Origin of the sequence: Solidesulfovibrio sp. C21 (assembly GCF_047785625.1) — a bacterium.
Lineage (GTDB): Bacteria > Desulfobacterota > Desulfovibrionia > Desulfovibrionales > Desulfovibrionaceae > Solidesulfovibrio.
The window spans coordinates 1-25012 of record NZ_JBLODY010000027.1 but is presented as its reverse complement, the minus strand read 5'-3'; the positions used below and the strand labels follow the sequence as shown (position 1 = coordinate 25012).

19 protein-coding genes are annotated in these 25012 nt (G+C 64.2%); 14 read left to right on the top strand and 5 right to left on the bottom strand.

Translation table 11 applies throughout. From position 1 onward, the window contains the following. Positions 1 to 154 precede the first annotated feature (154 nt). Both ACMZ6R_RS10045 and ACMZ6R_RS10040 read left to right on the top strand, forming a co-directional pair. Positions 155 to 2335, top strand: coding sequence for a glutamine synthetase III (locus tag ACMZ6R_RS10045; RefSeq protein WP_416110953.1), 2181 nt, complete (start codon positions 155 to 157; stop codon positions 2333 to 2335). 200 nt (positions 2336 to 2535) lie between these two features. Further along, entirely contained in the window at positions 2536 to 3033 is a 498-nt protein-coding gene (locus ACMZ6R_RS10040; RefSeq protein ID WP_416110951.1) for a DUF1269 domain-containing protein, read from the top strand. Between the two features lie 73 nt (positions 3034 to 3106). Here ACMZ6R_RS10040 and greA read toward each other — a convergent pair whose 3' ends face one another. Further along, positions 3107 to 3595, bottom strand: a complete 489-nt coding sequence (gene greA, locus ACMZ6R_RS10035; RefSeq protein WP_416110949.1) for a transcription elongation factor GreA — start codon at positions 3593 to 3595, stop codon at positions 3107 to 3109. A 237-nt stretch (positions 3596 to 3832) separates the two neighbouring features. On the opposite strand from greA, the gene ACMZ6R_RS10030 reads away from it, so the two are divergent. From ACMZ6R_RS10030 to feoB, 4 genes are all read left to right on the top strand, one after another. Beyond that, entirely contained in the window at positions 3833 to 4273 is a 441-nt protein-coding gene (locus ACMZ6R_RS10030; RefSeq protein WP_416110947.1) for a nucleoside 2-deoxyribosyltransferase, read from the top strand. A gap of 157 nt (positions 4274 to 4430) precedes the next feature. Continuing rightward, positions 4431 to 4718, top strand: coding sequence for a hypothetical protein (locus ACMZ6R_RS10025; RefSeq protein ID WP_416110945.1), 288 nt, complete (start codon positions 4431 to 4433; stop codon positions 4716 to 4718). Positions 4719 to 5169: 451 nt separating this feature from the next. Next, on the top strand, positions 5170 to 5400 hold the full coding sequence (locus tag ACMZ6R_RS10020; RefSeq protein ID WP_416110943.1) for a FeoA family protein: 231 nt from the start codon (positions 5170 to 5172) through the stop codon (positions 5398 to 5400). A gap of 1 nt (position 5401) precedes the next feature. Then, positions 5402 to 7591, top strand: a complete 2190-nt coding sequence (feoB, locus tag ACMZ6R_RS10015) for a ferrous iron transport protein B (RefSeq protein WP_416110941.1) — start codon at positions 5402 to 5404, stop codon at positions 7589 to 7591. 251 nt (positions 7592 to 7842) lie between these two features. Here the strand turns inward: feoB and ACMZ6R_RS10010 are convergent, their stop codons facing one another. Next, positions 7843 to 11061: an SNF2-related protein gene (locus ACMZ6R_RS10010; protein ID WP_416110939.1), complete on the bottom strand. Its 3219-nt coding sequence runs from the start codon at positions 11059 to 11061 to the stop codon at positions 7843 to 7845. 299 nt (positions 11062 to 11360) lie between these two features. On the opposite strand from ACMZ6R_RS10010, the gene ACMZ6R_RS10005 reads away from it, so the two are divergent. Genes ACMZ6R_RS10005 through ACMZ6R_RS09990 form a run of 4 tightly spaced genes read left to right on the top strand, consistent with a single transcriptional unit; the run spans position 11361 to position 17376 of the window. Continuing rightward, positions 11361 to 13040, top strand: a complete 1680-nt coding sequence (locus ACMZ6R_RS10005) for a peptide-binding protein (protein WP_416110937.1) — start codon at positions 11361 to 11363, stop codon at positions 13038 to 13040. 36 nt (positions 13041 to 13076) lie between these two features. Further along, the gene (locus ACMZ6R_RS10000) at positions 13077 to 15302 is read left to right on the top strand and encodes a RelA/SpoT family protein (RefSeq protein WP_416110935.1); all 2226 of its coding nucleotides are present in this window, start codon (positions 13077 to 13079) and stop codon (positions 15300 to 15302) included. Beyond that, entirely contained in the window at positions 15299 to 15886 is a 588-nt protein-coding gene (locus tag ACMZ6R_RS09995) for a hypothetical protein (protein WP_416110933.1), read from the top strand. Before ACMZ6R_RS10000 ends, ACMZ6R_RS09995 begins: the two co-directional genes overlap by 4 nt. Then, complete coding sequence (locus ACMZ6R_RS09990; protein ID WP_416110931.1) at positions 15883 to 17376, top strand: glycosyltransferase family 39 protein; 1494 nt, start codon at positions 15883 to 15885, stop codon at positions 17374 to 17376. The genes ACMZ6R_RS09995 and ACMZ6R_RS09990 overlap by 4 nt, the downstream gene beginning before the upstream one ends. A gap of 171 nt (positions 17377 to 17547) precedes the next feature. On the opposite strand, the gene ACMZ6R_RS09985 is transcribed toward ACMZ6R_RS09990, so the two are convergent. Further along, positions 17548 to 18195: a hypothetical protein gene (locus tag ACMZ6R_RS09985; protein WP_416110929.1), complete on the bottom strand. Its 648-nt coding sequence runs from the start codon at positions 18193 to 18195 to the stop codon at positions 17548 to 17550. 311 nt (positions 18196 to 18506) lie between these two features. On the opposite strand from ACMZ6R_RS09985, the gene ACMZ6R_RS09980 reads away from it, so the two are divergent. Beyond that, complete coding sequence (locus ACMZ6R_RS09980; protein ID WP_416110927.1) at positions 18507 to 18902, top strand: TraR/DksA C4-type zinc finger protein; 396 nt, start codon at positions 18507 to 18509, stop codon at positions 18900 to 18902. Between the two features lie 263 nt (positions 18903 to 19165). On the opposite strand, the gene ACMZ6R_RS09975 is transcribed toward ACMZ6R_RS09980, so the two are convergent. Continuing rightward, positions 19166 to 20281, bottom strand: a complete 1116-nt coding sequence (locus ACMZ6R_RS09975; RefSeq protein WP_416110925.1) for a two-component system sensor histidine kinase NtrB — start codon at positions 20279 to 20281, stop codon at positions 19166 to 19168. A 239-nt stretch (positions 20282 to 20520) separates the two neighbouring features. On the opposite strand from ACMZ6R_RS09975, the gene ACMZ6R_RS09970 reads away from it, so the two are divergent. The 3 genes from ACMZ6R_RS09970 to ACMZ6R_RS09960 all read left to right on the top strand — a co-directional run bounded on the left by ACMZ6R_RS09970 (position 20521) and on the right by ACMZ6R_RS09960 (position 23340). Beyond that, complete coding sequence (locus tag ACMZ6R_RS09970; RefSeq protein WP_416110923.1) at positions 20521 to 21474, top strand: hypothetical protein; 954 nt, start codon at positions 20521 to 20523, stop codon at positions 21472 to 21474. Between the two features lie 124 nt (positions 21475 to 21598). Beyond that, entirely contained in the window at positions 21599 to 22522 is a 924-nt protein-coding gene (locus ACMZ6R_RS09965; RefSeq protein ID WP_416110921.1) for a Tim44 domain-containing protein, read from the top strand. A gap of 356 nt (positions 22523 to 22878) precedes the next feature. Further along, positions 22879 to 23340, top strand: a complete 462-nt coding sequence (locus ACMZ6R_RS09960; protein WP_416110919.1) for a periplasmic heavy metal sensor — start codon at positions 22879 to 22881, stop codon at positions 23338 to 23340. A gap of 145 nt (positions 23341 to 23485) precedes the next feature. On the opposite strand, the gene ACMZ6R_RS09955 is transcribed toward ACMZ6R_RS09960, so the two are convergent. Next, positions 23486 to 24874: an MBL fold metallo-hydrolase gene (locus ACMZ6R_RS09955; protein WP_416110917.1), complete on the bottom strand. Its 1389-nt coding sequence runs from the start codon at positions 24872 to 24874 to the stop codon at positions 23486 to 23488. Positions 24875 to 25012 lie beyond the last annotated feature (138 nt).

The following is a 25012-nucleotide window of genomic DNA, read 5'->3' as shown; positions in this document are numbered from 1 at the left end:
AAGTTGTGTCCGGGTTCCGGACGGTCGGTATGGGGACGCCGCGTCGCGTGTCCGCCATGTTTGTCGCAATGCCCCCGCTGCTGCGACATCCGGCCAGGGACGCGGATTGGGGTTCCATGGCGAGAAACCTGTTCAACACATGCAAGAGGATCCTATGAGCGGAATCAAGGCTCGGCTGGACGCAATTTCGGCCATCATCAATTACAAGCCGTCCCATGCACCGCTGAACTTCAGCGAAACCAAGCCCACTGATGTTTTCGGCAGCAACGTCTTCAGCGACAAGGTCATGCGCGAACGGCTGCCCAAGGACGTCTACAAGTCGCTGAAAAAGACCATCGAGCTGGGGCAGAAGCTTGACCCGTCCATTGCCGACTCCGTGGCCAACGCCATGAAGGACTGGGCCATCGAAAAGGGCGCCACCCATTTTACCCATGTGTTTTTCCCGCTCACCGGCCTGACCGCCGAAAAGCACGACGCCTTCCTGGTCCCCGACGGCAAGGGCGGGGCCGTGGCCGAATTTTCCGGCAAGATGCTGATCCAGGGCGAGCCCGACGCTTCCTCCTTCCCCTCCGGCGGCCTGCGCACCACGTTCGAAGCCCGCGGCTACACCGCCTGGGATGTGACCAGCCCGGCCTACATTCTGGAAAACCCCAACGGCACGTTCCTGTGCATCCCCACGGCCTTCGTGTCCTGGACCGGTGAGGCCCTGGACAAGAAGACCCCGCTTCTGCGCTCCAACCAGGCCCTCAACAAGCAGGCCCTGCGCATCCTGAAGCTTTTCGGCGTCACCGCCAAGCATCCCGTCGTGTCCTTTGCCGGGCCCGAGCAGGAATACTTCCTCATCGACCGCCACTTCGTCTTCTCCCGCCCCGACCTGCTCATCGCCGGTCGCACGCTTTTTGGCGCCAAGTCGGCCAAGGGCCAGGAATTCGAGGACCAGTACTTCGGCGTCATTCCCCGCCGCGTGCTGGCCTTCATGATGGAAGTCGAGCGTGAGCTCTACAAGCTCGGCGTTCCGGTCAAGACCCGCCACAACGAAGTGGCCCCCAGCCAGTTCGAGATCGCCCCGATCTTCGAGGCCGGCAACCTGGCCACCGACCACAACCAGATGGTCATGACCGTGCTGCGCACCGTGGCCAAGCGCTATGGCCTCATCTGCCTGCTGCACGAGAAGCCCTTCGCCGGCATCAACGGCTCGGGCAAGCATCTCAACTACTCCATCGGCAACGAGGATATGGGCAGTCTGTTCGATCCGGGCGACACCCCGCACGAGAACGCCCAGTTCCTGGTTTTCTGCGCCGCCGCCATCCGCGCCGTGCACAAATTCGGTTCCCTGCTGCGCGCCACGGTCGCCAGCGCCTCCAACGACCATCGCCTGGGCGCCAACGAGGCCCCGCCGGCCATCATGTCCGTCTACCTCGGCGAGCAGCTCACCGACGTCTTCGAGCAGATCAAGAAGGGCAAGGTCGAGAGCTCCAAGCAGAAGGGCCTCATGAACATCGGCGTCGACACCCTGCCGCCGCTGCCCATGGATCCGGGCGACCGCAACCGCACCAGCCCCTTTGCCTTCACCGGCAACCGCTTCGAATTCCGCGCCGTGGGCTCCTCCCAGTCCATCACCGGTCCCCAGGTGGCGCTCAACGCCATGATGGCCGAGTCCCTGGACTTCATCGCCACCAAGCTCGAGGCCGCCACCGGCGGGGACGCCGGCAAGCTCAACAGCGCCGTGCAGACCGTGATCCAGGAGATCATGAAGGAACACGATTCCGTGGTCTTCAACGGCGATGGCTACTGCGAAAAGTGGCACGTCGAGGCCGAGAAGCGTGGCCTGCCCAACCTCAAGACCACGCCCGACGCCCTGCCGGTGCTGACCACTCCCGAAGTGGTCAAGCTCTTCACCACCTACGGCATCTTCAGCGAGGCCGAGCTCGCCTCCCGCAAGGAGATCTACCTCGAGCAGTACGTCAAGACCATCCAGACCGAGGCCGCCCTGGTCGTGCGCATGGCCAAGACCATCATCTTCCCGGCCGCCGTGCGCTATCAGGGCGAACTGGCCGCCACCTGCGTCAGTCTCAAGGCCATCGGCCACGACTTCAAGATGACCACCCTGGAGTGCGTGACCGACAAGCTGCGTGACTTGCAGGCCAAGGTGGCCGAGTTCGAGAAGCTCTTGGAGCACAGCGCCGACGACACCCTGGCCGAGGCCAAGTACATGTGCTGCACGGTGCTGCCGGCCATGCTGGAAGTGCGCGCCGTGGCCGATGCCCTGGAAGCCGTGGTGGCCGACGACCTGTGGTCGCTGCCGAGCTACCAGGAAATGCTCTTTATCCGCTAGAGACGCGACATCGCGCCGGGCTTGCCCGGATGAAAAGGCCGCCCTCCGGGGCGGCCTTTTTCGTGACGGTCAGGTAGCGATGCGGGAGCGATGGAGCGACGCCTGCCATGTGTTGCCAACCGGCCGGAAATCCGGCATTCCATAATGGAGTCTTCCGTGTCCTGGATCGGGCAACGCCAAACAGCCAACAAGGAGCCGATATGAGTGATTTGATTGTCGTGGGCTATGACGACATGTTCGAAGCCGAAACGGTGCGCCTCAAATTGTTGAAGATGCAGAAGGAATATCTGGTCGATCTGGAAGACGCGGTTGTGGCCGTGAAAAATCAGGAAGGCAAGATCAAGCTCAGCCAGATGTACCACCTGGCCGCTTCCGGAGCCATCGGCGGCGGCTTCTGGGGCGCGTTGATCGGGCTCATCTTCATGATGCCGGTGCTTGGCGCGGTGGTCGGCGCGGCTTCGGGCGCGGCTGCCGGGGCGCTGTCCGATGTCGGCATCGACGACGACTTTATGAAAAAGCTGGCCAATACGCTCCAGCCCGGCACCTCGGTGCTGTTCGTGCTCCTCCGCAAGATGACGGCGGACAAGGTGCTCGACGAGCTCAAGGGAACGGGCGGCAAGCTGCTCCAGACCTCGCTTTCCCACGGGGACGAGACGAAGCTTCAGACCGCCCTGGACGCCGCCCAAGGCGCGGCGTAAGCGGACGGGACACAGCGTGAAAAGGCCCCGTCGCGTAAGCGGCGGGGCCTTTCGTCGTTGGCGCTTGCCCCGGCTAGTCTTTTTCGATGGAACCGTTGAAGACGATGGAGACGATCTCGTAGTTGATCTTGCCCCGGGGCGCGTCCACCACGATCTCATCACCCTCGTATTTGCCGAGCAGCGCCTGGCCGACCGGCGACAGGATGGAGATGGAGCCCTTGCTCGGTTGGGCTTCGTCCGGGCCGAGCAGCGTGTATTTTTTGACGTCGCCGGTGTCCGCATCCTCGATCTCCACCGTGGCGCCAAAGATGGCCTGCTCGCCGTCCAGGGTGTCCAGGTCGATGACGTTGAAGCGCGGCATGCGCGATTCGATGAAGTTGATGCGGGCTTCGAGCATCCCCTGGCGTTCGCGGGCGGCGTCGTAACCGGCGTTTTCGCGCAGGTCGCCTTCTTCGCGCGCTTCTTTGATGGCCAGGATCACTTCCGGGCGTTCCTTCTTGAGACGCTCCAGTTCGCGTTCGAGTCGCTTGAAGCCTTGGACGGTAATAGGAATGCTGTCCATTTCATACCTTGGATCGGTTGGATTGTCGGGGAAAAAAACCAACGACAACGGCCCCATCCGGACGGACGTGGCCGTGAAAAAAAGTCGTGGGGGAACACATACATGTCCACGGACGGCTTTCTGGTTAGACGATCCTGCGACGGCGGTCAAGGAGGCAGATGCGCAAGCGGTTGCCCGATAGGTCTTCCCGGACTATGTTGCCCCGGCGGCTCGGGTGGGCCGCAAGGGAGCGAGTCTATGCGCGTTTATCTGGCCGGGCCCCTTTTCAGCCTGGCCGAACGTCGGTTCATGGCCCGGCTGCGCGACCAGGTCGGTGCGTTGCCGGGTGTTGTCGCCCTGTGGCCCGGGGATTTTTTTGAGGGCGACGACTTGCCCGCCATGGGCGCGACGGCCAAGGAGCATATTTTCCGGGGCTGCCTGGCCGGCGTCGACGGTTGCGATCTGGTCGTGGCCGTGCTCGACGGGGCCCAGGTCGATGACGGCACCGCCTTCGAGGCGGGTTACGCCCATGCCCGGGGCCTTCCGGTCTGGGGCCTGCGCACGGATTTCCGCGTGGCCGGGGATACGGTCCATTCCCTGGTCAACTGCATGATCGAATGCGCCTGTGCCCGGATATTCCGGGACGAAGCATCCCTTGTGGACGCCATGGCCGCCCTTGCCGTCAAAACGGAGGCCTGACGCCCTGGGGCGCGGGCTTGGGACGCGCTCTTCACGGATTGGCGGCTGACCAAATTTTCATTTGCCAACGCTGTTACGGTTGGCATAAGGTCCGTGACACTTCTTCAGGATGCGTCGTCATGTCGCACAACCAATGAAACCAGGGATGGCGCCGGGCATGGCCGAAACATTCCAGGATCCGCTTCGTTATCTGGTTGAGTGCCTGTGCTGCCGCGTGTACCTCGACGGCGGCGACAATGTGCGTCTGGCTTTTTCCAGGCGGCACGGTCTCAAGGACATGATGACGGCCCAGGGCATCGCCCGTTCCCACGCCGGGCTGTTGCGCGACCGTCTGCGCCAGCGGCGGGAGGCCGGGGAGCCGCCGGTAGAGCCCGTTACCGCGGCGGCCGGGGAGTGCTCCTGGGTCGAGCATGTCGCCACGGGCGCTTTCTGTCCGCTCATCTGACGCCAGTCCCCTTTTTCGTGATCGCTCCGAGCGCTGCCCGCGCGAACAGGCGGACCGGCGCGCGTATCACCGTCCGTAGGGCGGGCCTCGCCCGCTTTTTTCCCATGGCCGTTTCCCGTCCTGTGGCCGCCGGTTGACTGTGTCTTCCCAACGGGCCGGACGCCTGTCGCCGGGCCGGGGGATTTCACGGCTCACCGGGGGATCGGGCCTGTGAAATATATGTAAAAAATTCAGTATGATGACGACGTCGGCTCTGGAAATCCAGGGGTGGGCTGTGCGGATTCATTTTTTTCGAAGTGGGCGGGGATCTTTGTTGACAATGATATTGAATATCATTTACATCATCCTCGCACCACGCAAGGCGCCCCCCGGTTGTCGCCGGGTTGGGCGCGGGCGCGACGGGCCATGACGGACACCGTCGCGCCTGCCAATGGAAAGGAGGGGAGAAATAATGACTGTTTCGATGCGAAAGCTTGGCGTCAATCAGAAAGGATGCATCCGCGCGGTGACCGCCGGCGGCGAACTGGGACGGCGCATTCGGGATATGGGCCTTGTGCCCGGCACCCGGGTCATGGTCATCGGCCGCGCGCCGCTGGCCGATCCGGTCGAACTGCGTATGAAGGGGTACACCCTGTCGCTGCGCAACAGCGAGGCCGACTATATTTCCGTGGAGGCGCTCTAGCATGGCGCAGCCCATTCGTGTCGCCGTCTCCGGCCAGCCCAACTGCGGCAAGAGCACCATGTTCAACGCCATCACCGGCGGCCAGGCCCGGGTCGGCAACTATCCCGGCATCACGGTGGACCGCCTGGAAGGCATCTACCGGGAAAACGACCAGATAAGCCACCTGGTGGACCTGCCCGGCACCTATTCCCTGACCTCCTATTCCATGGAGGAGCTTGTCGCCCGAAACGTCATCGTGGACGAGCATCCCGACGTGGTCATCAACATGATGGACGCCACGGCCCTGGAGCGCAGCCTCTATCTGGCCGTGCAGCTCATGGAGATCGGCGCGCCGCTGGTGCTCGGGCTCAACATGATGGACGAGGTCAAGCGCAGCGGCGTGACCATCGACACCGAAAAGCTGTCCAAACTGCTCGGCGTGCCGGTGGTGCCGTGCGTGGCCCGGGTCGGGCAGGGCCGCAAGGAACTCATGCGGGCCGTGGCCGAGGTCGCGGCCAAAAGCAAGGGCCAATGGACCCCGATCCGCCTCAACTATGGCCCGGACCTCGACCCCATCCTCGACCGGATGGCCGCGCTCATTGCGGACGCGAAATTTCTGACCACCCGCCATGATCCGCGTTGGGTGGCCGTCAAGTACCTGGAAAGCGACGAGCAGGTCATGACCGAGGGCAAGGCCGCCGGCCCGACCCACGAGGCGCTTTTGGCTCTTTGCGCCGAGGCCGAGGAGACGACCCGCAAAAACAGCGCCACCACCCCGGACGCCATCATCGCCGACTGGCGCTACGGCTTTATAAACGGCATCATCAAGCAGGGGGTCGTGGTCGGCGGCGACGAACTGCGGCGCAACAACTCCGACGCCATCGACCGCATCGTCACGCACAAGATGCTCGGCCCGCTCATCATGCTGGCCGTGCTGTATCTGATGTTCCAGGTGACGTTCGCCCTCGGGGCCTATCCCCAGGGCTGGATCGAGGCCGGTTTCGGCGCCTTAAGCGGTCTGGCCACGACCTATCTGCCCGAAGGCTATCTCCAATCCATGATCGTCAACGGCATCATCGGCGGCGTGGGCTCGGTCATCGGCTTCACCCCGCTTATCTGCATCATGTTCGCCATGCTGGTCTTCCTGGAGGACCTCGGCTACATGGCGCGCGTGGCCTACATGCTCGACCGGGTGTTGCGCATCTTCGGTCTGCACGGCATGTCGGTCATGCCGCTTATCATGTCCGGCGGCATTCCGGGCGGCTGCGCCGTGCCCGGCGTCATGTGCGCGAGGACCCTTCGCAGCCCGCGCGAGCGGCTGGCCACCATCCTGACCGCGCCTTTCATGGTCTGCGGGGCCAAGACCACGGCCTACCTCATGCTCGTGGCCGCCTTTTTTCCGGGCAACACCACCCGGGCCATGTTCTTCGTCGTGCTTGCGGCCTGGGCCTTTGTGCTGCTCGTCTCCAGGCTGTTGCGCTCGACATTGATCAAGGGCGAGAGCACGCCTTTCGTCATGGAGATCCCGCCTTACCGCCTGCCCACGCTTAGGGGCGTGGTGCTCCATACCTGGGAGCGCGTCTGGCAGTACGTGAAAAAGGCCGGCACCGTGATTTTGGCCGTGTCCATCCTCATGTGGGCTGTCATGACCTTCCCGGAACTGCCCGAGGATACGGTGGCCAAGTACGACGCCCAGAAGGAGCAGATCGCCCAGACGGTCAAGGCCGAGCATCCCCAGGCGAACGAGGAAGAACTGGCCGAGCTGACCGGGGACGCCCAGAAAGGCGTCGAGGATGATCAGAACGAGGCCGCGCTCAAGTACTCCGTGGCCGGCCGCGTGAGCGAAACCCTCACGCCCCTGACCAATCTGGCCGGGTTCCCCTGGCAGGCCAACATCGCGCTCATTGGGGCCTTCGCGGCCAAGGAGGTCTTCGTCTCCACCATGGCCACGGCCTATTCCATGGGCGAAGTCGATCCGGAAGAGGCCCAGCCGCTCAGCGAGAAACTGGCCGCCGATCCGGCCTGGACCCTGCCGGCGGTGCTCTCGGTCTTCGCCTTCATGCTGCTCTACACTCCCTGTATGGTGACGGTGGTGGTCATCGCCAGGGAATCGAATTGGAAATGGGCGACCTTCTCCGTGGTCGGCGGCCTTTGCTTCGCCTACGTGGTGGCGGTCGCCATCTACCAGATCGGCACGGCGCTCATGGCCTAGCGCCGTGTGCCGCCTTTCCTGGCGCGGCGATGTGCATCCCGCATCGCCGCGCCGCCATCCCTTCCCGCGCGCCCGCCGGCTCTCTGCCCCGGGCGCGCGGGCGTTTGGCAGGGGCCGGGGAAGCGCGCTTATGGCTTGCCCCGGTCCCCTTTTCTGGGCTAACGCGGGAGTATTGCGAGAGGAGGCGTGCGCACCGGGCAACCCTGGGTCGGGCCGGCGGCCCCCTTTTCCCTGCGATGGCGGTTTTCCGCCTACACTTCGAACAGCGACTCCAGATCGGTCCTGGTCAGGGACTTGAACGCGTCCTGGCCGGGAATGATGGCCTCGGCCACGTCCTTTTTCTGCTCCTGGAGCTTTAAGATCTTTTCCTCCACCGTGTTCTGGCAGATCATCTTGTAGGAGAAAACCTGTCGTCGCTGACCGATGCGGTGGGTGCGGTCCGTGGCCTGGTTTTCCACGGCCGGGTTCCACCAGGGGTCGTAGTGGATGACGTAGTCGGCGCTGGTGAGGTTGAGCCCCGTGCCGCCGGCCTTGAGCGAAATGAGGAACACCTTGATGTTCTCGTCATCGTTGAACCGGTCGACCTGATCGAAGCGGTCCTTGCTCGAGCCGTCGAGGTAGGCAAAGGGAATCTGGCTGATGGTCACCCACGACCGGATGATGTGCAGCATCTGCACGAACTGCGAGAAGACGAGCACCTTGTGCCCTTCCTCGATGCAGTCCGTGATGAGGTCCTTGAAGGCGTCGAATTTGCCCGAGGGCAGGTTGGTGTTCACGCCGGGCAGGTCGAGCTTCAACAGCCTCGGGTGGCAGCAGATCTGGCGCAGCTTGAGCAGGGCGTCGAGAATGGACATCTGCGACTTGGCCAGGCCCTTTTCGTCCACCGTGGCCAGCACCTGCTCCTTGAGCTTTTTCGCCAGGGCGGCATACAGCTCGAGCTGCTCGTCGAGCAGGTTGCAGTAGTAGACGTTTTCCACCTTGGGCGGCAGGTCCTTGGCCACCTCGGATTTGGTGCGCCGCAGGATGAACGGCCGCACCCGGCCGCGCAGGTAATCGAGGGTCTCCTCGTCGCCGTCCTTGATCGGCTTGACGATGCCGCGCTGGAAGGCGTTCTGGCCGCCGAGAAAACCCGGCATGAGGAATTCAAAAAGCGACCACAACTCGAAGAGGTTGTTCTCGATGGGCGTGCCGGACAGGCAAAGGCGCGTCTTGCCGGACAGGCGCCGCACGGAACGGGCCGTGATCGTGTTGGGGTTCTTGATGTTCTGGGCCTCGTCCAGGATGATGGTGGCGAATTCGTGTTTGAGCAGCTCGTCGAGGTCCCGGCGCAGCAGGGCATAGGTGGTGATGACCAGATCGGAATCGCCGATCTTCTTGAACATGCTTTCGCGCCGTGCGCCGTAGATGATGAGCCGCCGCAGCTGCGGCACGAACTTCTCGGCCTCGCGCTCCCAGTTGGGCAGGACCGAGGTCGGCACCACGATGAGGTTGGCCCCCGTGTCCCCGCGCTCCACGTTGTGCTGAATGAACGACAGCGTCTGGATCGTCTTGCCGAGCCCCATCTCGTCGGCCAGGATGCCGCCGAAACCGTATTCCCGCAGAAAGTTGAGGTAGGACAGGCCCTGGACCTGATAGGGACGCAGGCTGGCGGTGAGGCCCTTGGGCGGGCGCACCTGCACGATCTCGCGGAAGCTGTGGATTTTCTGGCGCAGGTTGTTCCAGAACGAGTCCGTGCGGGCCTCGGGCAGGTCCTCGAGGATCTTGTCCAGGACCGGAGCCTCGAACTGCTTGAATGTCGTCTGGGGCGGCTTGTCCGTGTCGTAGCCGAGCGCCCGCAGCTTGTGGGCCAGCTTTTCCAGCCACGATTCGGGCAGGCTGGTGTACGAGCCGTCTTTTAACTGCACGTAGCGCTTGCCCTGGGTCCAGGCCTTCCAGATCTTCTCGATGGGCACGCGCTGGTCGTCGTAGGCCACCTGCAAATCCAGGTTGAACCACTTCTCGTCTTCCTTGGACTCCACCTCGGCCACGATGACGGGGGTGGACAGGCGCACCTTGTAGCGGGTCAGGTTCTTCTCGCCGTAGACCCGGTACTTCTCCACCAGCTTGGGATAGGCGTCGAGGAGGAAGACGATGGCCTCCTCGGTCTCCAGGAACCAGTTGGCGTTGTTTCTGGCCTGGAAGCGCATGTCCGTCAGCATGTTGATGAGCGTCTGCTCGTGATCGCAGTCCCGGGCGATGAGGTAGGAGCGGCTCTCGTAGAGGTAGGAGGCGGTCATGAGGTCGGGGTTGGGGCCCGACACCGTGATCTCGCCGTGCTCGGTCTGGTAGATGTTTTGGACCTGCAAGGTGAGCAGGCTGCCTTCCTCGTCCAGGAAGATCTTGGGATCGTAGGTGGCCGGCACGAAAAACGGCTGCATTTTGACCAGGAACTCTTCCTGGCCGTAGAGGTCGGTCATGGGCAGGTGCGTCCAGACCCGGTCCAGGAATTCCGACACGTCGGAGGTGGGAATAAACGGCGGCTGCTGCACCATGTCCGAGACGAGCTGGGGCGGCAGCCCCGTCTGCACCGGATAGAACGCGTTTTTCCAGCAGACCCAGATGGGCATCTGGCCGTAGAAATAGACCTCCTGCCCGAGGATCGAGAAGGGGGCCTTGGACGGGCTGCCGAGCAGGATGTCGAAGGACAGGCCGTCGTCGGCAAGCCTCGGGGCGAGCTGCAGGCGCATGGTCTTGGACTCGATGCGCACGGGCTGTTCGGTGTCACGCCAGTAGAGGTAGTATTCCTTGCCGATGGCCCAGAAAAACCAGGCGAGAAGTCCCGGCGGCAGCTCCACCCGGTGGCCGGCGTAGTCCAGGTGGTGGTAGAGCATCTCGGCCACCACCGGCAGTTTGGGCGACAGCTCGGACCAGTCCGGGTTCTTGATGATCTGTTCCAGGGTGATCTCGGAGTGGACTTGCGAGATGCCGGACTTGTTTTGCCGGGCCCGGAAAAAGGCCACCTGGAGCCGGCCGGGCTCGGGGTGGAAGCGGAAGATGAGATAGTGGCGGCCGGGTTCCGGTTCGGGTTCCGAGGAAAAATAGGTGCGGAAGGTCTGTCGCCATTCGCTGCGCGCCACGGCCGGGCTTTCGGCGTCGCCTCCCTCGGCGGCGTCCAGGGTCCGGATGCACTGCAGGGCCGTGGCCCCGACGTGGCGGCACACGCCGGAGAACGAATCCGGGCAGTTGCAGAAGAAATTGATGGTGCCTTCCTTGAGGTTGACCGAGACTTCCGAGGCATATACCTGGAAATCGTCGCCCTGCACCTGTCCTTCCACGTCCCAGTAGTGGTCGTGCTTGTTGATGGAAAGCTTCTGGATGCCGTCCGCGGCCACGATGGCGTGGGAACCGTCCAGGATATATTCCGGTATCGTTTCCCGGACGAACTCCGAGAGCAGGGATTTGATTTTCGTTTCTTCGGTTCCAGGGGCCATGGGCCTACGACTCCTTAAGGTGCATGGCTTGTCCCGTCGGGCGGGGCCTTGAAAAGACGCGATCGGGAACAGGCGGGCCCGGGACAAGGCGCGCCCTATAACAGATTCCAGACCGTTTGGGAACGAAATTGTTGCGGGGCCTACCCCTTGCCTGGGCGATAAGTTGCCGCCACGGCAGCCGTTCGGGAAAAAGGGCTTTTATTTTGAGCTGGCCCCGTATATGGCATAACAGCACAAGGCCTTGCGCATCCGCTCCAATATGTCGATTTTGGCGGATGATGCAAGCGAAAAGGAGAACTATGCGGGTGGCGCGCGCCTTTTTTTTGGGTTTTCTCCTTGTGATGGCGCTTTGTTGCGGCTGTCAGGGGCCCTCCGACCAGCCAAAGGACGGCAAGACCCCGGCCAAGGCGGCGGCGACTCCGCCCGGACCGGCCGTCTCCCCGGGGAAACCGGTCGACGGCGGTCGCATCGTCATGGGCGTCATCGGGGAACCGAGCAACCTCATCCCCCCCCTGGCCTCCGATTCCGCCTCCCACGAGGTGGCCGACCTGCTCTACGTCTCGCCGCTGCGCTACGACAAGGATATCAAGCTCGAATGCTTCGCCGCAGAGCGCTACGAAGTGGACGACGACGGCAAGCTCCTCAAATTCTGGCTGAAGCCCGGCATCCGCTGGACCGACGGGGTGGAGCTCACGGCCGCGGACGTGGAATTCACCTACAAGCTCATGATCGACCCCAAAACGCCCACGGCCTATGCCGAGGACTACAAGGCGATTACGAGCTTCACGGTCACGGGCAAATATTCCTTCGAGGTGCGCTATGCCGAGCCCTTCGCCCGTTCCCTGGTCACCTGGGCCGGGTCCATCCTGCCCAAGCACATCCTTGAGGGCCAGGACCTCATGCACACCAAGTACGCCCGGGAGCCCGTGGGCGCGGGGCCGTACAGGCTGGTTTCCTGGGAACCCGGCCGGCGGCTGGTGCTCGACGCCAACCCGGACTATTTCGAGGGCCGGCCCCATATCGACCAGGTCGTCTACCGCATCATTCCGGACAGCGCGACCATGTTCCTGGAGCTCAAGGCCGGGGGCGTGGACATGATGGGGCTCACCCCCCAGCAGTACCTCTACCAGACCAAGGGGCCGCGTTGGGAGGCGGATTGGCGCAAGTTCAAGTACCTGGCCTTTGCCTACACCTATCTGGCCTACAATCTCAAAAGCCCGTTTTTTGCCGATGTCCGGGTCCGCCGGGCCATCGCCCATGCCGTGAGCAAGGACGATGTCATCAAGGGCGCCGTGCTGGGCCTTGGCGTGCCCGTCATCGGCCCCTACAAGCCCGGCACCTGGGTCTACGACACGGCCATCAAGGACGACGCCTACGACCCGGGGCTGGCCAAAAAGATGCTGGCCGAGGCCGGCTGGGAGGATAGGAACGGCGACGGCGTGCTGGAAAACGCCGCCGGCCGGCCGTTTAGCTTCACCATCCTCACCAACCAGGGCAACGATCAGCGGATCAAGGCCGCCACCATCATTCAGAGCCAACTGGCGGCCATCGGCGTCAAAGTCTCCATCCGCACCGTGGAGTGGGCGTCCTTCATCAAGGAATTCGTGGACAAGGGCAACTTCGACGCCCTCATTCTCGGCTGGACCATTACCCAGGACCCGGACGTGTACGACGTGTGGCACAGCAGTCGCGCCGTGCCCGGCGGGCTCAATTTCGTGGGTTTTAAAAACGCCGAGGCCGACGCGCTCCTGCAGGAGGGCCGGCACACCGTGGATATGGCCAGACGCAAGAAGATCTACGACGCCTTTCAGGAGATCCTCCACCGCGAGCAACCCTACCTTTTCCTGTACGCGCCCTATTCCCTGCCGATTTTGTCCTCGCGTTTTCAGGACGTGGCCGTGGCGCCGGCCGGCATCAGCTACAACTTCACCAAGTGGTGGGTGCCGCGGGACAGGCAGACCTTCCGCCTGGAAAAATAACGCCCCTTACGCCCGGATGACGAGGCCGGGCCGGCCATGATCCGCATAAACGAAATCCTGGACAAGACCGCCATCTATTTAAGCGAGGCGGAACAGGCGCTTATAACCAAAGCGTACGTGTTCTCCGCTGCGGCCCATGCCGGTCAGGTGCGCCTGTCCGGCGAACCCTATCTGTCCCATCCCCTGGAAGTGGCGGGGATCCTGGCCGACATGCGCCTGGACGCGGCCAGCATCGCGGCCGGGCTTTTGCACGATACCGTGGAGGACACCAAGGCCACGGTGGACGAGGTCGAGGAGCTTTTCGGCGACGACGTGGCAGACCTCGTCGACGGCGTGACCAAGATCAGCCTCATCCCCTTCGAGAGCAAGGAAGAGGCCCAGGCCGAGAACATCCGCAAGATGATCCTGGCCATGGCCAACGATATCCGGGTGATCCTGGTCAAGCTGGCCGACCGGATGCACAACATGCGCACCCTGGAGTTCCAGAAGCCTCATAAGCAGGCGCGCATCGCCCAGGAAACCATGGACATCTACGCCCCGCTGGCCAACCGGCTGGGCTTGCACCGCATCAAGACCGAGCTCGAGGACATAAGCTTCAAGTACCTGAAGCCCGACGTCTACAACCAGATAAAGACCGGGGTCGACCGCCACCACACCCTCGACGAGTCCTACATCGAGCGGGTCATCTCCCAGATCAAGGACCTGCTGCGGCCAAACAGCATCCGGGCCCGCATCTTCGGCCGGCGCAAGCATCTCTGGAGCGTGTTCAACAAGATGCGCGTCCAGGGGCTCACCCTCGACCAGGTCCACGACCTGGTGGCCTTTCGCGTCATCGTCGAGACCATCCGCGAGTGCTACGCCGTGCTCGGCCTCGTGCACTCCATCTGGAAACCCGTGCCTGGGCGTTTCAAGGACTACATCTCCATGCCCAAGGCCAACATGTACCAGAGTCTGCACACCACGGTGGTGGGGCCTGACGGCGAGCGCATCGAGATCCAGATCCGCACGGTGGAGATGAACCGGCTGGCCGAGGAGGGCGTGGCCGCCCACTGGAAGTACAAGGAGCGCGAGAAGGGCAAGTTCAACCCGAAGGACGTGGAGCGCTTCGCCTGGCTGCGCCAGATCATGGACTGGCAGCGGGAGCTCAAGGATTCGCGCGAGTTCATGGCCAACTTGCGCTTCGACCTGTTCCAGGACGAGGTCTACGTTTTCACGCCCAAGGGCGACGTCAAGGAGCTGCCCGAGGGCGGCACGGCCGTCGACCTGGCCTTTCTCATCCATACGGCCGTGGGCGAGCACTGCGCCGGGGCCAAGGTCAACGGCAAGCTGGTGACCCTCGAGACGCCGCTCAAAAACGGCGACACGGTCGAGATCATCACCGACAAAAACCGCCATCCCAACCGGGACTGGCTCAAGTTCGTCAAGACCGCCAAGGCCAGGACCCGCATCAAGCACTTCATCCGCACCGAGGAGCGGGTGCGTTCCATTGCCCTTGGCCGCGAGATGCTGGAAAAGCAGGGCCGCAAGGACGGGGTCAACATCCAAAAGGCCATCAAGGACGGCTCCATGCTGGCCGTGGCCCGGGAGCTCTCCCTTGCCGGGGTCGAGGACGTGCTTTCGGCCGTGGGCTATTCGCGCTTCACCCCGAAAAAGATCATCGGCCGGCTTATACCCAAGAAGGAGGGCGAGGAGGCCGAGGCGCCGCACGTCAGGGCCGAAGCCCCGGCCGTTTCCCCGGCCGAGAGCGTGGCCGGGACCGGCAAGGGCAAACCCGGCGAGGGCGTGCGCATCCAGGGCGTGGACAACGTGCTCGTGCGTCTGGCCCAGTGCTGCAACCCCGTCCCCGGCGACGCCATCGTGGGCTACATTTCCCGGGGCCGGGGCGTGGTGGTCCATACCCACGACTGCCCCAACGTGCCCAACCTCGAATCCGAGCGTCTCATCCAGGTGAACTGGGAAGGCGAGAAGGAGCAGCCCTACCATGCGGGGCTCTCCATCCTGGCCAAGAACAAGACGGGCGTGCTCGGCAAGATTTCCCTGCTCCTGGCCGAGGAGGGCGTCAACATCGACTCCGGGGCCATTCATTCCAATGTGGACGGCACCACCCACCTCATTTTCCGGATCGAGGTGCGCGATTCCAGCCACCTGTACCGGACCATCGACAAGTTGAGCCGCCTCGACGCCGTCATCGCCATCAAGCGGCAGGCGGTTACCGACGAACTTGGGGCCAGCCCCGAAGAGGAAGAAGCTCCGGGCGCATGATGGGGAGCCACCGGGACAGACAAGGGACGGCCCGGACGGGGCGTTGGCTCCTTTTCGGGGCCATGGCGCTCGCGGCCGTGGTGTTTCTCATCGTAAACGAACGCATGGCCGCGCCCTGGCGGGAGCTGGCCAGGGAGCTGGGGCCCGTGCCGCCGTCGTTTTACCTCCCCCTGGACACGCGTTCCAAGGGCGCGCAGACCGCCCTGGAAACCGGGCCGCACGGCGAAAGGATCCTGTGGGGCTACGGCCCGGAAACGCGGCTGCGCTTTCACACCCTTGCGCCCATGCGCCTGCGCCTGTGCTACGCCTTTACGTCGCCGGTGCGCGAGCAGGTCGTCACGGTGACGGTCAACGGACACGATCCGGCCACCTACGACGCCCGGAAAGACGGCCTTCCCGACGACGCCGGCCACCCCGTCTGCCGGGATTTCACCTCCCGGGCCGGGGACAACCGCATCACCTTCGCCTACCGGGCCTGGAACCATGGCGGCGACGATTTCGCCAAAGACGATTCCAGGCGGCTTGCCGTCACTTTCACCATGCTGCAACTGCTGCCCGCACCCAACCCCGGGGCGTCCCGATGAGCGCCGGCCGCCTGCCGCGTTTGACAGCCAAGGTCTGGATCGCCGGGCTCGTTGCCTACGTCGTCTGGCGGGCGCTTGGTCTGTCCATGACCTGCGACGAGGCCTGGACCGCCGAGCCTTTGCCCTATGCCGGGCTTTTTTCCTTCATCACCCCGGCCTTTATCGCCGGGCTCAACGTCCATCTGCTCAATTCCTGGCTGATCAACCTGTGCCTGACGGTTTTCGGCGACCATGACTGGGCGGTGCGGCTGCCGGCCCTGGCCGGAGGCATTTGTTATCTTTGCCTGGCCTACCGCCTAAGCGCCCGTTTTTTCGCCGGCTGGGCCCTGCCGGCCGCGGTGGTGCTGCTTTCGGCCAATCCGTATATGCTCGATTTTTTTTCCATCGGCCGGGGCTACGCCCTGGGCCTGGGCCTGACTATGCTGGGCCTTTCCCGCCTGCTGGCGGCCCGGGACGCGGACCGGCCGCCGTGGCATCTGGGCTTTTTCGCCCTGGCCGCCCTGGCCAACCTGTCCTTTCTCTACGCCTACCTCACGGCCCTGGCTCTGGTCGCGGTCCGGTTTCTATGGCGGCTGCGGCAAGGCTTCCGTCCGCGCGGCCGGGAACTTGCCGCCGCCTGCCTGCCCGTCCTGGCGACGCTGGCCGGTCTGGCCGTGATCTACGGCCCGGCCATGCGCCTTGCCGCGAAAAACAACGAATATTGGTGGGGGAGCGCCGCCGGCTTCGTCAGCGGCGGTCTGGCCAGCTTTTTTGCGGTCACGCTGTACCGCACCGGGATCGACCCGGTCCTGCCGCGGCTCCTGGCCTGGACGGCGATGGGACTCCTGGCGGGGCTCGCGGCGGTGGCAACGGCTTCACGCGCCTGGGCCGGCCCCAGGCGGACGCTGGCGGCGGCCTTTTTCACGCTGCTGGCCTTTTGCGGCATCGTCTGGCTGGGCGTAACCGTGGAACATGCCTTGTTCGGCACGCCGTACCTCATCGAGCGGGGGTTGCTTTTTTACTGGCCGGCGCTGGTGCTGGCCATTCTCTGCGGTCTCGGCTGCCTGCCGCCGGGCAGGGCGTGGCGGACTGTCGGCGGGGGCGTCCTGGCCACGCTGTGCCTGGCCACGCTTGGCAAGTTCGCCCGGGCCGCCAACCTCGACGCCACTTTCACCTGGCGCAACGACGCCTGCTCGCGGCCCTTCATGCGGCGCATTGCGCGCGAGAACTATCCGCGCAATTTCACCCGCGAGAAAATCGGCATCGCCGTGTCCCACATGGCCATCCACACCGTGGACTACTACGTGCGCCACCTGCACATGGCCTACGTGGATACGGTGCGGGGCCTGGAATACCTGCCCAAGGCCGCCTACGGCATCATGCCGGCCGCCCTCGCCGCCACCCCGGAAGTGGCCGACCGCTTCGAGGTCATCATGACCTGCCCGGCAAGCGGCCTCGTCCTGACCCGCCGCCGTGGGACGGAGAAAGAAGCCAGGGGGAAACCTTTCTGAAGAAAGGTTCTCCCCCCGTGCCCCCTTTCCAAAGACTTTCAATAAAATTAGAGTGTAACGGTGACCTCTCTGTCTATTGAAAACTTTAGGAAGGGGAGAGCGCGAGAGGGGAGAACCCTTTTTAAAGGGTTTCCCCTCTCGCATTCTCTTCTCCTCTCTTCCTCTTTCCTCTTACGAAGTATCGTTGGCCAAAATATAGCCGACCAGGGCGGCGTTGAGGATGGCGCCCGAAGTGCCGCCGGTTGCGGCGGCGGCCGAGGCGGCGGCGAAGGTCGAGGCCGCTTGGGTGGAGATGGTCGGGCTGGTGATGCCCGAGGTGTCGAGGCCCGCGTTTGACAGCATGGTTTTCAGGGACTCGGTGTAGCTGGCGGCCTGGGTGTTTAAGATGTTCGCTCCGCTGGCCACGGCGGCGAGCCAGGCGGTCCCGGCGTTGGAGGCCATGGACGCGATGTTGGCCATGGCGTTGGAAATTTCGATCATGGCGTTGCTGACCGTGGCGGTCGGCAGGGTGATGCCGCTTAAGGTATCGTACAGGCTGGTCATCGCGGCTTGTCTGCCGGCCTCCGAAGTGGTCGAGGCCATCGCCGTATTATAGCTCGTGTAGGCCTGCATGTATTGCACCTGGACGCTCGATTGGGCGTCCGTGGGCAGCAGGCTGATCATGGTATTGTTGAAATCGGCCTTGGCCGTCGCGATGCCGGCCCGGCGATTGGACGACGAGGATGCCGCGTTCTCGGCGGAGGTGAGCTTGGCGCAGGCAAGGCTGTATTGATACGCCCAATTGACGACGTCGCTTGTGCTCACGGATGTGGTGGCCATATTGTGCCTCCAGGCGGCAAGTTCGACCCGGTCCGGCGGGGACGGAATCGTGTGCCTGGAAGAAAGCAAGAAGGCTGCCAGCCCTCAAAATACGGGATAACCTGTTCGAATGGATTGAAGAATTTTGTAAGAGCCCAAGGCATAATTTGCCGGCCGGCCGAAACCTCCGGCCAAAGCTGCCGTCACCAACTCTCCACACGGCCGTCACCCATGCTCCAAATCCTTCAGGCAAACGGATAACGCTCGGTTCCCGGGGGGAGCCCCCGGAAACCCCGGGCGTCCGCCAACCTTTCTCGCACTGGAGAAATGCCATGGGACATCTTGACGTGGATCGCTTCAAGCAGGTGCTCACCGAAATGCTCGACACCCTCATCGGCCAGTCACGCGACTGCCTTGACGTCATGTCGCAGGAAGTGGCGGCCTTCGCCGATGTCACGGACCGGGCCACGGCCGAATCCGACCGGCACATGACCATCATCATGCGCGAGCGCGACCGCCAGCTCATCGACGAGATCCACGAAGCCCTGGAACGGGTCAAGGACGGCGAATACGGCATCTGCCAGGAGTGCGGCGAGGAGATCGGCATGGCTCGCTTGCGCGCCCAGCCCACCGCCACCCTGTGCGTGCACTGCAAGGCCATGTTCGAGGACATGGGCCGGCCCTACATGGTCCCGGCCGGAAGCGAGGCGGCCTTTCTCGAGGAATAGTCGCTGATCGCACGATCGCCGGCCGTCCGCCCGTCGCGGCGCGCCGGCCGCGTGCCACGCTTCGAAGGACTGGCGTTTGCCGGGACGCGGCCCGGGCCGTGCCCCACGCCCGGAGTGCGTCTTTCCGGGCGGGCCGCGACCGCTGGGAATGCCCGAAAAAAAACGTCGGGCACGGAAGACGCCGCGTCCTTTTCGGGAAGAACGGGCCGCCGAAGCCCACGGTGCTGGTTCCTGAAAGCGCAGAGGCGTTCGGGAACGCGGCCTCAGGTCCGGGCCGGATCGGCCGGGACGTCCGGCAGGGTCAACTCGGCCAGACAGCCGCCGCCCGGGCGGTTGGCACAGGTCAGCGTGCCGCCGAGTTCCTCGGCGTTGCGCTTGGCGATGCAAAGCCCCATGCCGACGCCCACGGCCTTGGTGGTGAAAAACGGATCGAAGATGAAGGGGCGTATGTCCTCGGCCACCCCGGGGCCTCGGTCCTCCACGGCAAGCACCAGCCTTTGCCGGCCTTCCCGGCGCACCTGCACCGCAATCACGCCGGTCGCGTCGCCGCCGGCCGCGTTTCCCGCTTCCAGGGCGTTGGCCAAAAGCTCGGCCAGCGTCTCCACCGTCAGTTCGGCGTCGAGGCGCGCCAGCCCCACGGCCGCGTCCACGGTGAAGGGCGCATTGCATCCCGTCCTGGACCGGGCCGTTTCCATGGCCCGCGTGGCCAGATCGGCCGGGTCGGCCATGACCGGCTCGGCCGACCGGCGTCTGGCATAGGACGACACGGCCCGTACCACGGACTCGAGCCGCCTGGCTCCGTCGAGGATCATGGCAAGCGCTTCGGCGTCGGGATCGCCTTCGGGATGGCGTCTTTGCAACCGGCCGGCGAAACCGCCGATGATCATGAGCGGATTTCTGATCTGATGGGCCACGGCCAGGGAAAAGCGGCCGAGGCTTTCGATGCGCTCCTGCTGAACGGCGTGGATGCCGAGCAGCATGTCGCGTTCCCTGGCGTGGAGCGCGAAGATCTCGGTCATGTCGTCGATCTCGAACAGGATGCCGAAGATCTTTTCGTTTTCCAGAAGCAGCGAGCACGACAGGCGGAAATGGCGCAGCGTGCCGTCGGGGTGGCGGTAGGGGAAGGTGATGGGCGCGGGCTTGCGGCCGTGCTTGATGGGGGCGGCCAGGAAATGGGCCAGCCCGCGCGGGTTGTCCGACCGGGCGACGATGGATTTTGCCCTGGCCGGGTCGGCCAGGGACTGCGGCGTCTCACCGAGCAGCACGGCGGCGGACGGGTTGGAGGCGTAGACCAGCCCCTTGCTGTTGGCGATGACCACCCCGGCCGAAAAGCCGCCGAGCAGGTCGTGAAAATAGGTGGAATGGGCGAAGGTCAGCATAGGGCGGCCTCGCTGGTGTGGCGTCCTGGCAAATGCCGGCGCGTGTTGCGGATGGAACGCAGCCACTATGGGGGGCGCGGGTTACGGCTCTATGACGGGCGCCGGCTGGCCCGGGGGGGACCATTTTGTCGTCTCCCGGGACGGATTTGTAGGATTTTGGTGTTTTTTTTCTCGCTGCGAATGTAATATATTGAAATATTGCAATAATTGTTTGGAATGAATCTTGCTTAGAAAAAGGAATGGAAACGCTTGAAACCCGCTATGGCAACCTGCCCGTGGACGGTCCGGTGGACCGTTATCGGGACGGTTCCCTTCGCGCCGCCTATGTGGATGGCCCCGTGGCCCTGGAAACCTCGCTCGGGCGGCTCACGCCCCAACACAGCATCGACGACACGCGGCGCATGCAGTTGCCGCAGGTGACCTTTTTCCCCAACGGCCAAGTACGCTCGTTGCCGCTCGAAACCCGCACCGTGGTGGCCACGCCGGTGGGCGAGCTCCCGGTGGAGCTGGTCACATTTCATGAAAACGGCGCCGTGGCCCGGGTGTTTCCGCTCAACGGCAAGCTTTCCGGCTACTGGACCGAGGCCGACGAGGCGGGCATGGCCGAGACCCTGCGCCTGGACACCCCCATCGGCCGCATCGCCTCCCGGTTCGTTTCCCTGGCCTTTTCCCCGGACGGGGCACTGCGCAGCCTCACCCTGTGGCCCGGAGAGGAAGTGACGGTGAAAACGCCGGTCGGCAACGCGCCGGTGCGCCTGGGGCTGAGCTTCCACCCCGGCGGCACCCTGCGCTCGGTGGAGCCGGCGCGGCCCATGGAAACCCCCACCCCGGCCGGCGTCATCTGGGCCTACGATCCCGATGCGGTAGGCATCTCCGGCGACGAGAACTCCCTGGCCTTCGAGCCGTCGGGCGCGGTCTCGCGCGTGGCCACCGTGCGTTCGCAGATCGTGGCGCGGCTGCCGGGCGAGGTGCCCCGCGAGCTGGCCCCGGCCGTGCGCGAAAGCATTTGCGGCGACGGCGACCGTGAAATCACGCCGCTGGTTCTGGAATTCACCGCCCAAAACCTCATCGCCCGCCACGGCAGCATCGGCAAGCCCTTCGCCATCCTGCCCCGGGCCGGAGCGAGTCTCGTGGCCAAGCCGTTCATCTCGGCCTTTGCCGTTTCCTTCGCGCCGAAACGCTGCTCCATGTAGACCGGTTTCCCTTGACGACCTCCCCTTGCGGCCTGATATGAAAGGGTGGCGCGTCCCGACCGGGAAGCGGCGGGACGCGCCATCGGACGCCACAGGCGTCCGCAACGCAGCAAGGAGGTTTCTCGTGGTCAGAACAACCGGCATCTTGCTGGCTGTGCTTCTTTTTGTCTTCGCATCGGTGGATTTCGCCGCGGCCAAACGGCTGGGCGGCGGCGGTTCCTTCGGCAACCGGGGATCGTTTACCACCACCCGTCCGAATAATTCCGGCGCGCCTTCGGGCTTTTTCGGCAGCCAACAGCAGCAGTCCCGGCCCAATCCGGCGACCGCGACCAATCCCCGCGGCGGATTCTCCCGGCCGGGTATGGGCGGCATGCTGGGCGGACTGCTCGTGGGCGGGCTGCTCGGCTCCATGCTTTTTGGCGGCGGCCATGCCGGCGGTTACGGCGGTCCGGGGCTGCTCGACCTGCTGCTCATAGGCGGCGGCCTCTTTTTGCTGTTCCGGTTCCTGGCCCGTCGCAGGATGGCCGCCCAGTCCGGGCCGTCCATGGCGCGGACCTACGAGGCCGACCCCATGCGCGAAGCGGCCGGCAGCGGCTGGGCCAATCTCGGCGCGGCGTCGTCCGGCCCTCAGGCCCAGGACGGCTCACAGGCCGCATCCGGGCCCAACGTGCCCCCGGGCTTTGACGCCGAGGATTTCCTTTCCGGCGCGAAAACGCTCTTCGGCCGGCTGCAACGCGCCTGGAGCGCCCGGGATATCAACGACATCGCCACCTTTGCCACGCCGGCCTTCATGGAGGATGTGCGTCGCCAGGCGGCCGAGGACCCGAACCCCGAGCCGACCGACGTGCTGCTCGTGGACGCCAAGCTGCTGGAAGTGCGGCAGATGGGGGAAACGACCATCGCTTCGGCCTACTTCGATACCCTCATGCGCGAGGACCCCAAGGCCGGTCAGCCCGAGCAGGTGCGCGAGATCTGGCATTTCGTGCGTCGTGACGGCGTCCCCGGCGACAACTGGCGCCTCGACGCCATCCAGCAAATGGAAGGATAACAGGCGGTTTTACCCCGTCAGGTCCAAGCCCCCGTCGCATGGCGGGGGCTTTTTTTGTTTGGAGCTCCCGAGCAACGCCCGATTTTCGGTTGCGCATTCCTCAAGGCGTGCTACCGTAAACCATCTCCATTGGCCGCTTCGTTGCCTGGAGTGGCAACGCGCTGGCGATGCAAAGTCCTCGGCGAGAGGGCAGGGAGGTGTTACGGAAATGATGCCGGTCCGTTTTACGGCGTGTGTTTCCGGATTTTCGTGATGGGCGCTCGACGGCCCGTAGCGTGTGCCTTTCGGGGGCTGGACGCGTTTCGTCCCGAACATGTTTTTTGCTTGTGGATGCAGGCATCCCAAAGGAGGACGTTATGGTTTTACGGAAACTGTTGGCAACGACCTTCGCCCTGGCGGCGATCATCGTTTTCGGTTCCTGGGGCAGCGCCGGTGCGCAGATGGGGCCGGGCATGATGTCCGGCTACGGCTATCAGAACCTGACGCCGGAGAAACAGGCGGCGGCGCAAAAAATCTACGGCGCGTATTATTCCCAAACGCGCGCCCTGCGCCAACAGCTCGTCGCCAAGCAATATGAATTGAACGCGCTGATTTACGGCGGCAAGGCCGACGACAAGAAGGTGCAGGAACTGACCGGGGAAGTCAGTCAATTGCGCTCGAAGCTCTACGAAGCGCAGGTCGCCCTCCAGCGCCAGCTGGCCAAGGAGGATCTCCCGTTCATGGGCGGCATGCACGGCGGCGGCATGCACGGCGGCGGCATGTATGGTGGCGGGATGTACGGCGGCGGCATGATGGGCCCGGGCATGGGCATGTACTAGAGACAGGCCGCTTCGCGACCAGGGGAAGCGCTGCCTCCCCTGGTTATCGTATTTAACTCTTTGTTTTTCCGTGAAAAGTCTTTGGAAAGGGGGTCCTGGGGGAAACCTTTCTCCAGAAAGGTTTCCCCCAGTTCTTCTTTTCTTCTTACACCGTCACCACAGGCAGCCCGGCCCGGGTCCAGGCGATCATGCCGCCGGCCACCGAGCGCACGTCGCTGCAACCCTTGGCGGCCAGGGCGCTGCCGATGATGTTGGAACGGTAGCCCGAGCCGCAGATGACGACCACCGGGCCGGAAAAGCATAGGTCCACCCCGCGTTCCAGGATGTCGGCAAAGGGCTGGTGCGCGGCGGCGGCCACGTGGCCGGATTCCCATTCCGCGTCGGTGCGCACGTCGAGCAGCGTCGGCGGATTGTCCCCTTCAAGCTGCCTGGACAGGTCGCGCACCGACATCTGGGAAAGCGACGCCACTTCTCGGCCGCTCTGGGTCCAGGCCGGCATGCCGCCGCCCAGGTGCCCGAGGATGGCGTCGTAGCCGATGCGGAAGAGCTCCAGCCGCACGGCCGAGGCCCGCTCCCTATCCGCCGCCACGATGAGGATGCTGGCGTCCGGGGCCACGGACATGCCCACCCAGTTGGCGAGCTGCTTGTCGAAGCCGATGTTGAGGCTGCCCGGGATGTGCGCGCCGCCGTAGGCGGCCGTGTCGCGGCAGTCGATGACCACCGTTTTCGGCGTGGCCATGAGTTCCTCGAACCGGTCCGGGGTGATTTCCCGCTCCATGGGGCAGGCGTCACGAAGCGGCGCGCCCTTGCGGTTGGTCTCGATGATGTGGCTGAAGCTTTTCGGCCGGGCCGGCAGGTGGGACAGGATGGCCGCCTTGAAGCTGGCGAAATCCGCGTAGCCGAGCATGGTGTTGGCCCGGCGCTCGTAGCCGAGCGTGGATACGCCCTTGGCGCTCATGCCCCGGCCGCACAGCGATCCTTGACCGTGGGCGGGGTAGATTTCCAGATCCGCCGGCAGCTTGGCCAGCTTTTTGTACAGACTGTCGTAGAGATTTTGCACCTGGGCATCGAGGATCGCCGCGCCCGGCAGGTCCGGCCGGCCGATGTCGCCGACGAACAGCACGTCGCCGGTCAAAAGCATGCACGGCTCGGGCGAGCGCATCAGATCGCTGACCAGAAGGGACACGGAATTGGGGGTGTGGCCGGGGGTGTAGAGCACTTCCAGGCGGGCCGCGCCGGCCTCGATCACCTGTCCTTCGGAAAGCGGCTTGTGGGGATAGGCCACGCCGGCATCGGGGTGGATGTGGATATCGGCCCCGGTCGCGGCGCGCAGTTCCTGGCCGCCGCTTATGTGGTCGGCGTGCAGGTGGGTCTCGATGATGCCGATGATGCGCATGCCCTCGTCGCGGGCGATTTCCAGGTAGCAGTCGATGTCGCGTTTGGGGTCGACCACCACGCAGACATGGGCGGCGGGGCAGCCGAGAACGTAGGAAAAACAGCCCAAACCCGGAGTCTGTATCTGCTTGAAATACATTGCTCTCCTCCTTCCGACTTGCGGTCGAAACTCTTCTTAGAATGGCTGATTCCCGTCAGAGGGGCAAGGCAGGCTTCACAAAAAATCCAGTGGAATACTTCCCCTTATGAAAGTTTTTAGGGAGGGTGGGGGTCCGGG

Excerpts from the sequence above, each read along its gene's own strand:
- ACMZ6R_RS10045 (WP_416110953.1), top strand. The coding sequence starts at position 155 with ATGAGCGGAATCAAGGCTCGGCTGGACGCAATTTCGGCCATCATCAAT.
- ACMZ6R_RS10040 (WP_416110951.1), top strand. The coding sequence starts at position 2,536 with ATGAGTGATTTGATTGTCGTGGGCTATGACGACATGTTCGAAGCCGAA.
- greA (WP_416110949.1), bottom strand. The coding sequence starts at position 3,595 with ATGGACAGCATTCCTATTACCGTCCAAGGCTTCAAGCGACTCGAACGC.
- ACMZ6R_RS10030 (WP_416110947.1), top strand. The coding sequence starts at position 3,833 with ATGCGCGTTTATCTGGCCGGGCCCCTTTTCAGCCTGGCCGAACGTCGG.
- ACMZ6R_RS10025 (WP_416110945.1), top strand. The coding sequence starts at position 4,431 with ATGGCCGAAACATTCCAGGATCCGCTTCGTTATCTGGTTGAGTGCCTG.
- ACMZ6R_RS10020 (WP_416110943.1), top strand. The coding sequence starts at position 5,170 with ATGACTGTTTCGATGCGAAAGCTTGGCGTCAATCAGAAAGGATGCATC.
- feoB (WP_416110941.1), top strand. The coding sequence starts at position 5,402 with ATGGCGCAGCCCATTCGTGTCGCCGTCTCCGGCCAGCCCAACTGCGGC.
- ACMZ6R_RS10010 (WP_416110939.1), bottom strand. The coding sequence starts at position 11,061 with ATGGCCCCTGGAACCGAAGAAACGAAAATCAAATCCCTGCTCTCGGAG.
- ACMZ6R_RS10005 (WP_416110937.1), top strand. The coding sequence starts at position 11,361 with ATGCGGGTGGCGCGCGCCTTTTTTTTGGGTTTTCTCCTTGTGATGGCG.
- ACMZ6R_RS10000 (WP_416110935.1), top strand. The coding sequence starts at position 13,077 with ATGATCCGCATAAACGAAATCCTGGACAAGACCGCCATCTATTTAAGC.
- ACMZ6R_RS09995 (WP_416110933.1), top strand. The coding sequence starts at position 15,299 with ATGATGGGGAGCCACCGGGACAGACAAGGGACGGCCCGGACGGGGCGT.
- ACMZ6R_RS09990 (WP_416110931.1), top strand. The coding sequence starts at position 15,883 with ATGAGCGCCGGCCGCCTGCCGCGTTTGACAGCCAAGGTCTGGATCGCC.
- ACMZ6R_RS09985 (WP_416110929.1), bottom strand. The coding sequence starts at position 18,195 with ATGGCCACCACATCCGTGAGCACAAGCGACGTCGTCAATTGGGCGTAT.
- ACMZ6R_RS09980 (WP_416110927.1), top strand. The coding sequence starts at position 18,507 with ATGGGACATCTTGACGTGGATCGCTTCAAGCAGGTGCTCACCGAAATG.
- ACMZ6R_RS09975 (WP_416110925.1), bottom strand. The coding sequence starts at position 20,281 with ATGCTGACCTTCGCCCATTCCACCTATTTTCACGACCTGCTCGGCGGC.
- ACMZ6R_RS09970 (WP_416110923.1), top strand. The coding sequence starts at position 20,521 with ATGGAAACGCTTGAAACCCGCTATGGCAACCTGCCCGTGGACGGTCCG.
- ACMZ6R_RS09960 (WP_416110919.1), top strand. The coding sequence starts at position 22,879 with ATGGTTTTACGGAAACTGTTGGCAACGACCTTCGCCCTGGCGGCGATC.
- ACMZ6R_RS09955 (WP_416110917.1), bottom strand. The coding sequence starts at position 24,874 with ATGTATTTCAAGCAGATACAGACTCCGGGTTTGGGCTGTTTTTCCTAC.